This is a genomic window from [Clostridium] clostridioforme AGR2157 (assembly GCF_000424325.1).
Classification (GTDB): domain Bacteria; phylum Bacillota; class Clostridia; order Lachnospirales; family Lachnospiraceae; genus Enterocloster; species Enterocloster clostridioformis_A.
In genome coordinates this window covers 34590-45835 of the sequence record NZ_AUJR01000039.1, presented here as the reverse complement: position 1 = coordinate 45835, position 11246 = coordinate 34590, and the positions used below count along the sequence as shown (strand labels likewise).

General features: G+C 50.7%; 12 protein-coding genes and 1 pseudogene. 7 read left to right on the top strand and 6 right to left on the bottom strand.

The window, feature by feature from the left end:
* Nucleotides 1-238 (bottom strand): helix-turn-helix domain-containing protein (locus G614_RS0116570; RefSeq protein ID WP_242828111.1); only part of this gene is annotated, 238 nt, incomplete at its 3' end.
* 228 nt (nt 239-466) lie between these two features.
* Between G614_RS0116570 and G614_RS34500 the strand changes: the two are divergent.
* A pseudogene (locus G614_RS34500) lies at nt 467-623 on the top strand (IS110 family transposase); the annotation flags it as partial.
* A 201-nt stretch (nt 624-824) separates the two neighbouring features.
* Nucleotides 825-980: a hypothetical protein gene (locus G614_RS31365; RefSeq protein ID WP_155245066.1), complete on the top strand. Its 156-nt coding sequence runs from the start codon at nt 825-827 to the stop codon at nt 978-980.
* Between the two features lie 58 nt (nt 981-1038).
* On the opposite strand, the gene G614_RS0116560 is transcribed toward G614_RS31365, so the two are convergent.
* From G614_RS0116560 to G614_RS0116540, 5 genes are all read right to left on the bottom strand, one after another.
* A complete protein-coding gene (locus G614_RS0116560) occupies nt 1039-1788 on the bottom strand; it encodes a phosphotransferase family protein (RefSeq protein ID WP_027642848.1) in 750 nt (249 codons plus the stop codon).
* Between the two features lie 148 nt (nt 1789-1936).
* Nucleotides 1937-3865, bottom strand: a complete 1929-nt coding sequence (gene glgB / locus G614_RS0116555) for a 1,4-alpha-glucan branching protein GlgB (protein WP_027642847.1) — start codon at nt 3863-3865, stop codon at nt 1937-1939.
* A gap of 1 nt (nt 3866) precedes the next feature.
* Complete coding sequence (locus G614_RS0116550) at nt 3867-5207, bottom strand: alpha-amylase family glycosyl hydrolase (protein WP_027642846.1); 1341 nt, start codon at nt 5205-5207, stop codon at nt 3867-3869.
* Nucleotides 5208-5275: 68 nt separating this feature from the next.
* A complete protein-coding gene (locus G614_RS0116545) occupies nt 5276-5530 on the bottom strand; it encodes a YaaL family protein (RefSeq protein ID WP_002566374.1) in 255 nt (84 codons plus the stop codon).
* A gap of 94 nt (nt 5531-5624) precedes the next feature.
* Nucleotides 5625-5978 (bottom strand): ArsR/SmtB family transcription factor, encoded by a 354-nt coding sequence (locus G614_RS0116540; RefSeq protein ID WP_027642844.1) that lies wholly within the window; start codon nt 5976-5978, stop codon nt 5625-5627.
* A 294-nt stretch (nt 5979-6272) separates the two neighbouring features.
* Here G614_RS0116540 and G614_RS0116535 point away from each other — a divergent pair, with 294 nt between their 5' ends.
* The 5 genes from G614_RS0116535 to G614_RS0116515 are packed head-to-tail and all read left to right on the top strand — an operon-like array spanning nt 6273 to nt 11243.
* Complete coding sequence (locus G614_RS0116535) at nt 6273-6836, top strand: prepilin peptidase (RefSeq protein WP_027642843.1); 564 nt, start codon at nt 6273-6275, stop codon at nt 6834-6836.
* 56 nt (nt 6837-6892) lie between these two features.
* A complete protein-coding gene (locus G614_RS0116530; protein ID WP_027642842.1) occupies nt 6893-7897 on the top strand; it encodes a hypothetical protein in 1005 nt (334 codons plus the stop codon).
* Between the two features lie 59 nt (nt 7898-7956).
* Nucleotides 7957-9156, top strand: coding sequence for a CpaF family protein (locus G614_RS0116525; RefSeq protein ID WP_027642841.1), 1200 nt, complete (start codon nt 7957-7959; stop codon nt 9154-9156).
* A complete protein-coding gene (locus tag G614_RS0116520) occupies nt 9095-9955 on the top strand; it encodes a type II secretion system F family protein (RefSeq protein ID WP_027642840.1) in 861 nt (286 codons plus the stop codon). The genes G614_RS0116525 and G614_RS0116520 overlap by 62 nt, the downstream gene beginning before the upstream one ends.
* 25 nt (nt 9956-9980) lie before the next feature.
* The gene (locus G614_RS0116515; RefSeq protein ID WP_044918026.1) at nt 9981-11243 is read left to right on the top strand and encodes a hypothetical protein; all 1263 of its coding nucleotides are present in this window, start codon (nt 9981-9983) and stop codon (nt 11241-11243) included.
* Nucleotides 11244-11246 lie beyond the last annotated feature (3 nt).

The window sequence follows — 11246 nt, the reverse complement described above, 5'->3', positions numbered from 1 at the left end:
CTTCCATGGCAGCTTTCACGCCTGATTCCATATATTTTTTCAGGCAGAGCTTTACCGTCGGTCTCGAAATATCGAGTTTGTCAGCAATGGCTTCATCTGCCATGCCATCTGATTTTAATAAGAGGATTTTGGCTCTCCTGTGGACTCTGGCTTCAACAGTCCCCTTCTGTAGAATGGACTTTAAATATGACTTATCATCATTGGAAAGAAAAATAGGCGTAGCACTCTTTGGCATCATTTTACCTCCTGAAATGGTCTATAAGTATTATACCATTTCAGGATAATAATGTAAACTTATTAAAATCGAGTTATACTAGTATAATAATGGTGTAGTCGATAGGGACTACAGGTTAATAGTTACAAAGTCCGATCTCATTGACGTTTCCTCCTTGGGAACAAGCTCCAGATGGCAAAACCTCTTAGAAAGTCTGTCAATCCATTCGGCGGTGATTTATGTTTTGGCTGGAAGCCTTTCAAGATCATCCATGCCGACCCTCTGTCGAGAAACCTCGCTGTCTCAAAAATAAAAGAAGCACAAGAGACGTATTCTCTCGAAAGCCGATAGCACAAATATGAATATAAGCAAACTACATAATGACAAATTCGATTCAAAAAAAGATGCAAATAATAATAATCCCGGACCAGGTTGCTTAGGTCAACGACTCATAAAATGAGCAGAATACTGTTTTTGTCAAGAAACAAATAACCTACAAAGGATGATGTCTTATAGAAAACAGTATATACCATTCAAAGACTCTTTGCAACCACTTATGATGGCTCGCCGGAACCAGAACGGCCAGAAAACTTATGGAGAGCTGTTTTTCATGTTCTGTGAAGATATACAGGACATGGAGCTGACCACTGCTATCAAGAGCTTGATGGCTTTGTTTGTGGAGCAGATAAGCAGTCTCTCAGCCGGTATCACAAATATCGTAAAATATGATACCTTGACTGTGAGAAACGCCGTATTAATTTGCTAAAGTCACAGGCGCCGGAAGATATCTTCCGGCGCCTCTTTTTTCCATGTGCAGGCGGATTTTACTGATAATCAAATACGTTAATCCAGCTTTCCAGCAGTTCCTTTTCCTCAGGACGATTGTAAGCCAGCTGGGCAGCTGCCACAATGGGAAGCCAGCCCTGTACATAGCGCTTTTCTGTGCCCGTTTTAACACAGAACAGATCCATGTACATATCAGCTATCTTCTTATCCTTCAGGCTCAGAAGCAGATAGGTTCTGGCTACATCGGCACTTGCGTTGCCCTGGGAAGCATGTACCCAGTCAACCAGGTACCATTTGCCGTCGTCGCCTACGATGATATTAGATGGGCAGAAATCGCCGTGGCACAGCTTGGTGTGCTTTGGCATGCCGTCCAGCCTTGTAAGCAGCTCGTAGCGCAGGTTTTCATCCAGCTGTTCCTCGGATTTAAGGGCGCGGATGGTCTTTTCCTTCAGCTTGTTTAACAGTGGGCAGGCCTGGGCAAAAATCAACAGGTGTAAATCAACCATCTGCTCCAGATACTCCCCTGTCTTGTCAGGATTTTCTTCCATCAGCTGCTGAAGGGTCTTGCCCTCCACAAATTCCCTGGTAATAGACCATTTGCCATCGATTACAGATACCCCCAGAACCTTAGGAACATTCAGGGCTTCAATGGTTTCCACACGTGCGTTGCACAGGGCTTCATTGAGAACCTCGGCTTTTGGGAAGCCTTCGCAGAATTCCTTGATGGCAGTGCTTCCGTCACGGTAAACGGATTTTGTTTCGCTACTGGAAATTAATTGTTTTGCCATAATTATACTCTCCTTCCACACATTATAAACGGTGCTGCGACAGGTAATCCATCGCACTGCCTTTATTCTACTACAACATGACTGAAAAGTACATACCCAATTTGATAAATTTTTAACGTACTTTTAGGCCCTAAAGGGATAATATTTCTTAAAAACGAAAGATAGCTGTTCCGTATGCAGGAAGAGGATAGGAGAATGAGTAGGGCTGTCCGTCGCATTCGCTTTTTGAGGATGAGAAGCACGGAGCTTCTGCTGCCTTGTAAGCACCGTGATTATCCAGGAGCAGGGTGTACCTGCCGCGCTTTGGAACACCTACACGGTAATCCGGTCTCTCCACCGGAGTAAAGTTTATAATGAACATCAGGTTTTTCTTACCCGTCTCATCCCGCCGGATGAAGCTGAAGATGCTTCTGTCGCCGTCATTGGCATTAATCCACTGGAAACCGTTCCAGTCATTGTCCTGGCGGTAAAGGGAAGGATACTTTTTGTACAGATGGAGCAGGTCCTTCACATAGTTCTGAAGCTCCCTGTGGTCAACCTCGTCCGTGAGGTACCAGTCCAGGGAAACCTTTTCATCCCATTCATGGAGCTGGCCGAAATCCTGACCCATGAACATGAGCTTCTTGCCGGGATGGCCCATCATGAAGGTGTAACCGGCCTTCAGATTGGAAAACTTGTCCCTGCCAAGGCCGGGCATCTTGTTAATCATGGAGCATTTCAGGTGAACCACCTCATCGTGGGAAAGGACCAGGATATAGTTCTCACTTGTAAAATAGGTGAGTCCGAAGGTCATGCGGTGATGGTTATATTTGCGGAAATAGGGGTCTAACTTCATGTATTCCAGGAAATCATGCATCCAACCCATGTTCCACTTGAAGGTAAAGCCCAGTCCGTCCTGTTCGGGATGCTCCGTCACCTTGGGCCAGGCGGTGGATTCCTCGGCAATGACAAGGGCTCCGTGGTTGCGCCCCTGGACCACTGTGTTCAGATGTTTGAAGAACTCTATTGCTTCCAGGTTCTGGTTGCCGCCGTGTTTGTTGGGGACCCACTGGCCCTCCTGGCGTCCATAGTCCAGGTACAGCATGGACGCCACCGCGTCCACCCTGAGGCCGTCCACGTGGTACTGCTCCACCCAGTAGAGTGCATTGCTGATGAGGAAGTCCTTGACCTCGTTCTTGCCGTAATCAAATACCTTGGTGCCCCAGTCCGGATGCTCACCCTTCCTGGGGTCCGCATATTCAAAAAGGGGTTCTCCGTCAAAGTCAGCCAGGCCATGGGCATCCTTGGGAAAGTGGGCCGGAACCCAGTCCAGTATGACGCCTATGCCGTTCTTATGCAGGTAGTTGACAAAATACATGAACTGCGCCGGTGTGCCATAGCGGGAGGTAGGGGCAAAGTATCCCGTCACCTGATATCCCCAGGAGCCGTCAAATGGGTGTTCTGCAATGCCCATCAGCTCTACATGGGTATAGCCCATCTCCTTTACATAAGCTGCCAGCTCATGGGCAGCCTCTGTGTATGTATAAAAGCCGTCCTTTTCAGGCCTGTCCCGTTTGCGCCAGGAACCCAGATGCACTTCGTAAATGCTCATGGGCAGCTTTTGTACATCCGCCTGGGTCCTCTTCTCGATCCATGCGCTGTCAGTCCAGGAAAAGCCCTGGATATCGGCTGTGACAGAGGCTGTGCCCGGACGGTATTCCGCGCTGAAGGCAAAGGGATCTGCCTTGTAGAGAATCCTGCCGGACTGGGTGGTAATGGCAAATTTATAGAGCTCTCCCAGCTTCATGCCCGGATTAAAAATCTCCCAGATGCCGGATTCGGAGATTCGTTCCATGGGGTTGGCCTCCGGATTCCAGTTGTTAAAATCGCCTACCAGATGGACCTCTCTTGCATGAGGGGCCCAAACAGCGAAGTAGATGCCTTCCTTTCCCTTGTATGTCTTGGGATGTGCCCCTAATTTCTGGTAAATTTCATAGTGTGTGCCTGCCCCGAACAGATAGCAGTCCAGGTCAGATATGAAACCTGTGGCAGAAGCCTTTTTCTTTGAAGATGCTGCAGTGCGTTTTTTAGCTACCATATCAGTTCTCTCCCTTGAGTTTCAGGACAGCTCCCCAGTTGCCCTTTAATTTTATGTGGACCTTCCCGTCTGAAATGGGGAGGCGGTCTCCGGGTTCCAGAAGATTGACTGCCTCGCTGGCCTGAATCGGAACAGGGATGGCCAGCGAGGCCGGCTCATCGTCATTGTTTACCGCGGCGATAATGACAGAGTCCTCACCGTGTCTAGCAAATGCATACTGGCGGTTGGTCAGCAGCAGTTCCTGGTAACGGCCCGTGTGAAGCGCCTCCTGCCGCCTGTGAATCTGTCCCAGCTGTGCAATCAGGTCCGTAAGCTCACAGTGAAGTTCACCTTCCTGGTCTATGGAGATGGCGGGACGCAGCGCCTCATCGCTGGTGTTGGTGCGTTTTCCCTCAACGCCCCATTCGCCGCCGTAATAGACGGATGGGATGCCGGGCAGTGTGAAGAGGCAGAGGTATATGGGGAACAGGTGCTCCCTGAGCTTAAGCTTTGTGGCAATCCTGTCCTCGTCATGATTGTCCACAAAGGTGTAAAGCTGGCGTCCGATGGCCTCCAGCCGTCTTACGTTGTGGGCAATTTCAAAGAAGTTGTGGTCATTGAAGCCGGAGTAAAGGCTTTTGTGAAGTTCGTAATTGGTGAGGGAGTGAAGCATCTCACTGTTAACCCAGCGGCTGTAGTCCCCGTGAATCACCTCTCCCATAAGCCAGAAATCTTCCTTCATGGACTCTGTCTTGCTGCGCATTTCCTTCATGAAGTTGAAGTCCAGCACATTGGCGCAGTCCAGGCGTATTCCGTCAATGTCAAACTCATCAATCCAAAACCGGATGACATCAAAGAGATAGGATCTTACATCCGGGTTAAAGAGGTTCAGGCAGGGCAGTTCAAAATGTCCCTGCCAGGCTTCGTATCCAAAGGAATCGCCGCAGGGGCTCTGCCAGTCAAAGTTCACTCCCTTATACCAGTCCTTATAGGGGGAATCCCAGCGCTTTTCCTGTATATCCTTAAAGGCAAAAAATTCACGTCCCGTGTGATTGAATACGCCGTCCACAACCACCTTTATGCCCTCCTGGTGGCATTGGTCCACAAATTTTCTGAAAGAATCGTTATCGCCCAGACGCCGGTCTACCAGTTTATAATCCCTGGTATCGTATCCATGACTGGTAGATTCAAAAAGCGGGCCTATGTAGACGGCGTTGCAGCCCAGGGACCGGATGTGGGAAATCCACTTGTCTAATTCTTCAAAACGGTTGGTTACTTCGGTTGCATCATTGTGTTTGGGAGCTCCAGTCATCCCCAGGGGATACATGTGATAGAACACTCCCCGCTCATACCAGGTGCTCATGTTGTTTTCCTCGCAATCTTTATGTAGTCATATGTTACAGCGCCCGGAGGGGGATAGTACTGTGAGTACTAATCCTCCTGGCTTTTAAATTTACGCAGCAGGAACTGGTAGCGCAGCTGCGCCGCGTTCAGTTCGTAGATATAGCAGTCTATCAGGGTAGGGTCCACGGCCTGCTCAAAGTGGTTCCTGGCGGCTTCGATGGCACATTTTGTGCGCTCGATTTCCACGCGCAGGCGGATGAGTTCAGGTCTGGGACGCCGCGCCCTGGTCACGGCGGACCTGGCGGCAGCTGTCTCCCTGACTGCTTTCATGATGTCAAACATATGCTTCATCTCCCAGATATTGATAGAAATAGTATATCTGGAAAATGCCATCTTATGCATGCGGGCCGGCGGAATTAAATTTTAATGCAGGCTGTCAGTACAGGAATTCCTCCAGTCTGTATCCCAGCTCCATCAGCCGGCGGTTGGATTCCCTCAGAGTGAGGTAATAATAGTTGGCCGTGCCTTCCTGGCGTACGCCCACGATGCCCGCATCCTTTAATATCTTGAGGTGATGGGATATGGCCGGGCGGGAAAGGCTGGTCCGCCTGGTGATTTCATTTACATTGAGGCCGTATTGCTCAAACTGGGTGGGGCCGGGTGTATTCCTGCTGTCAAGGGCTTCCTCTGTCAGTACCTCTATGATGGACAGACGCATCTCATCGCCCAGGGCAATGAACAGCGGCATACAGGCATGAAAGCGTTTCTGTAATTCCTGGGCAGTTGTCATCTGCCACTTCCTCCTTTGGTTTAAAAATTTGAACCAACTTTATTTTACCATGTATAGGGAGGAAGGTCAAGGAAATCGGGGATGAAATGATAAAATTCACCCTTGACATTTGCCGGAAAATCCTTCATAATGGAACAACATTCAACACAGTCTATTTCATGACAGTCTGATTAATTTCAATGGTTGTATTTACATCAATAGTTTTGCGTTGCCTGGCTCAGGCAGAAATTTCCTCAGAAAAAAGTGACAGATGGAACGGAGAGAGGAGGTAGTGTATTAATTTTACATTGTTTTATGTCATATGCATTATATGGCATGATGGCCTATTGCGCCCTTATGGATATCAGGTATTACCGGATACCTAACAGGGCCCTGGCAGCCGTGGCGGCGGCAGGGCTGGCTGCTTCGGCGGGGGCCTGCATGTCCGGATCAGGAAGCGTTGGTTTTTGGGCGGCAGACACGGGCTTTTGGGCAGCCGCGGCAGAGTGTGTTGCTGTTTTTATAATTCGGCTGGCGTTGGCGGCCGCAGCCGGTTTTCCATTTTTCCTGCTGCGGATGGTGGGAGCCGGGGATATTAAGTTCATGGCCCTTGTGGCAGGCTGTTTTGGCCTGGAAAGAGGATTTTGGTCCGTGGTAATTGGTTTGTGTCTGGGAGCTGTTCTGGCTCTTGGAAAGATGCTGCGAGAGGGCAGCGTCTGTCAAAGATTCTTGTATTTGGCTGCCTATATCAGGCGTTTGATTCAGAGTAAAGAAATAGAGGCGTATTACTGCCCGGAGCGGGATGGGTATAAGTGCGTAATTCCATTGGGAGCCTGTTTTTTTGCAGGGATTCTTATTACAGCGTTGTGGAATGGATGAGTGATGGGTGTTAAGGTGCTTGTGCACCAGGCAGAAACGAGGTGAGAAGTGAATATATGGTAAAGATTCTGGCAGTCTATGACGCTGACCCCGCCTTTGGGGAACGGCTGGCAGATTATGTGAATCAGAAGGAAAAGATTCCGTTTACAGCCATGGCATTTTCCAGCCTGGACAGGCTCAGAGAATATGGGGAAGAACATCCCATAGAAATCCTGCTGGTAGATGAGTGCTCCCGGACGCTGGTGGGGGATGTGAAGGCAAAGCAGATCATGGTGCTGTGTGACGGGGAGCTGGTGGATGGGCTGGATGTATTTCCGTCCATCTACAAGTACCAGTCCGGGGACTGTATCATGCGTGAGGTGCTGGCTTCCTACTGCAGCCGCCCTGTGGAGCCGGCGCTGGCCCTTCTTGGGGCCAGGGCCTTGGTCATGGGAATATATTCCCCTGTTAACCGGTGCTTTAAGTCCTCGCTGGCCCTGACCATAGGGCAGGTGATGGCAAAAAAGGAGGCGGTGCTGTATCTGAACCTGGAGGAATACTCAGGATTTTCCAGGCTGATTAACAGTGAGTACAAGGCTGATTTATCGGATGTGCTGTATTTGTACCGACAGGGAGGGTATAACTGGATGAAGCTAAAGTCTATGATCAGCAACTGGGGAAATATGGATTATATACCTCCGGTGCGATATGCGGAGGACTTAAGCCAGGTGGCGCCGGAGGACATGGCGCAGCTCATAGACAGGATTGCAAGGGAGAGCGGCTATGACAGGCTGGTGTTGGACGTGGGCCAGATGGGAAGGGGAGCTCTGCCCATTCTCTCCATGTGTGATGTGGTGTATATGCCGGTCAGGGAGGACTATATCTCAGCTGCCAAGATAGAGGAATTCGAGGAGTACCTGGAGGAAGCAGACGATGCCGGGGTCAGGGACAGGATTCAGAAACTGAGACTGCCCAAGCATACGTGTATTGTGAAACGGGAGGGGTACCTGGAACAGCTGATATGGGGGGAGATGGGGGATTATGTGAGGCAGCTTTTGGACGGGAAGCAGCCGGAGAGGTAGGGGATGGAGGAGAAGCAGGAATAAAGGCCAGGGAAAGCAAACAAAAGGAAGAGTGAGCCATGGAAGAGAGGGAGAGTACAAGGAGGAGGAGCCGTGATGGTGTGCGGCGGGTCATAAGGGAGCGCATCATGGAAGAACTGCAGGAAAGACACCATATGGACGACGGGGAACTGCTGGAGATGATTGACAGGGCCATAGGCGAGATGGGGCAGGAAATGTTCCTGCCGTTAAAGGAACGGCTCTGGCTGCGGGGAAGCCTCTTTGACAGCTTCCGCCGTCTGGATATCCTGCAGGAGCTTATTGACGACAGCTCCGTATCGGAAATCATGGTTAATGGGGCAGGAAAGATATTTATGGAGAAAAACGGAAGGATGGAATTGTGGGACAGGAATTTTGAGAAGCCGGAACAGCTGGAGGATATCATACAGCAGATTGTAAGCAGGGTCAACCGTGTGGTGAATGTATCCTCCCCCATGGTGGATGCCAGGCTGGAGGACGGCTCCAGGGTCCATGTGGTGCTTCCGCCTGTGGCCCTGGATGGTCCGGTTGTAACTATAAGGAAATTTCCGGACCCGATTACCATGGAAAAGCTGATTCGTTTCGGAGCCATAAGCACGGAGGCTGCCGGTTTTCTGGAGCAGCTGGTGGAGGATGGATGCAACATGTTCATCAGCGGAGGGACAAACTCCGGGAAAACCACATTCCTAAATGCATTGTCATCCTTCATACCCTCCGGTGAGAGGGTAATTACCATTGAAGATTCAGCTGAACTGCAGATAACACAGGTTCCAAATCTCGTGCGCCTGGAGACAAGGAACGCCAATACGGAGGGGGAAGGGGAAATTACCATGAGCCAGCTTATCAAGGCGGCCCTGCGCATGAATCCCAACCGTATCGTAGTGGGCGAGGTGAGGGGGAAGGAGGCCCTGGACATGCTCCAGGCCATGAACACAGGCCATCCCGGCAGTCTTTCCACGGGTCATGGAAACAGCCCGCGGGACATGATAAGCAGGCTGGAGACCATGGTGCTGATGGCGGCGGACCTTCCGCTGGCAGCAATCAGGAGCCAGATTGTGTCAGCTCTGGACATCATGGTCCATCTGGGACGACTGAAGGATGGAAAGAGAAGAGTTTTATCCATTATGAGAATAGGAGGTTTGCAGAATGGAGAGGTGGAACTGGAACCATTGTTTGAATATGACGGGAAGGAGGACCGGCTTCGTCAGAAAGGGGCCGGGACACAGGCGGGACCTTGTTAGGCAGGAGATTGCCAGGAGTAAACCGGAAAAGAGGGCTCCCAGGGCCCGGCCTCCCGACAGGGTGGATTACGGTACCTACCGGCTTACAGCCAGGGAGTGGCTGTTATACGGAGTCTGCGGGGTGGGAGTCTGCGGGCTGGCATCCTATGTATTTTATCGCAGTGCGGCGGTGTTCCTGATTCTGATGCCCTTTGGAGCCTGTTATCCTTTATACAGGAGGGAGGATTTGAAGAAGGAGAGGGCCAGGCGGCTGGAATTGCAGTTTAAGGAGGGAATCCAGGTGCTGTCCTCCTTTCTCAGCGCAGGGTATTCTTTGGAAAATGGACTCACCCTTAGCATAAAGGAGCTGGAAGTACTGTTTGGGAGGCGGGAGATGATTACAGAGGAGTTCCGGATCCTGTCCGATGGAATCAGGATGAACCGTCCGGCAGAAGAACTGTTTATGGATTTTGGCCGGCGCAGCGCACTGGAGGATGTGGACAATTTTGCCCAGGTCCTGTCCGCGGCTAAACGAAGCGGAGGTGAGCTGGTGGAAGTCATCCGCCAGACAGCGGGAATTATCAGGGATAAGGTGCAGGTTAAGGAGGAGATACATACCATGCTTGCCTCCAGGATATTTGAACAGAAAATTATGAATCTGATACCGTTTTTGATTGTGCTCTACATTGACCTTACATCCCCTGGATTTTTCAGCGTGATGTACGGCACCTGGATTGGCCGGGGGGTGATGACCATGTGCCTGGCAGCCTATGCGGGCGCGTTGGTTATGGCCGGGAAGATACTGGACATTGAGGTGTGAAAGGCAGGTGGAGCGGACGATAAAGATGAGAAACAGACCTGGGGGAAGGCTTCAGGCCTGGATTGGGCGGAAACAGATCATATGCCTGGCAGCTGGCCTTTTCATGGGAATGGCGGCACAGCTGTGGCAGCGCACAGACAGTGATCTTTTGGAAGGCAATACCCTGGCCAGGGGAAGCTACGGACAGGGGGATCAGACATACAGCCTGATGGTGGAGGGTCTTGGGGAGAAGGCGGTTCCTGTGGAAATGGTCCTGTCAGAACGGGTATATACGAAACAGGAGGCCCATAAGGCATACGAGGCCGTGATGGTACAGCTTCCGAAACTTATATTGGGAAATAATCCGTCTCTTGAGGATGTAAGGCAGGATCTGAACCTGCTTACATACCTGGACAGCTATGGAATAAGGCTCAGGTGGGAATCAGATGAGCCGGAGCTTCTGGATTCCTTTGGTGAACTGCATGTGCGGGAGATGAAACAGAGGGGGATTGACGAACAGGGAATCAAAATCAACCTGCATGTGCGCATGACAGAGGGAAACTGGCCGGAGGAATATGAACTGTCTGTGTGTGTGAAGCCGCCGGTGATTACGGAACAGGAACAGACGGAGGAAGCGTTTGCTGAATTTCTTAAGAGGGAGGATGAACTGCAGTCCTCCACAGCTTATATGAAGCTTCCGAAGGAATATCAGGGACGGAGCCTGAAATACAGTCTGCCGGAAGAATCTGTCTTTGTTCCTGTGATGGGATTGGGAGCGGCAGGAGCCGTCTTATGTTTTCTAAAGGACCGGGCCGAACAGCAAAACAGGGCAGAGGCGAGAAAACGCCAGCTGGCACTGGATTACCCGGAGGTATTGTCCAGGCTGACCATCTTTCTCGGCGCCGGTATGAGTATCCGGACAGCCTGGGATAAGATTGCCCTGGAATATAAAATGATGGTGGAGCAGGGAAGGCGCAGGAAACGGTATGTCTATGAAGAAATGTATGAGACCAGCTGCCAGATGAAGGGGGGAGTGCCGGAGGGCAGGGCATTTGAGGAGTTTGGAAGGCGGTGCGGGCTCCAGTCTTATATGAAGTTAGGAGGTCTGCTGGAGCAAAACCGTAAAAACGGTTCAAAGAATCTCAGGAATCTGCTGCGTACAGAGATGACAGATGCATTTGAACAGAGAAAACACCAGGCAAGGCGCCTGGGGGAGGAAGCAGGAACAAAACTGCTGCTTCCGCTGTTCATACTCCTGTCAGTGGTCATGGTCATGATAGCTGTTCCTGCGCTGATGGAATTCAAGTAAAGC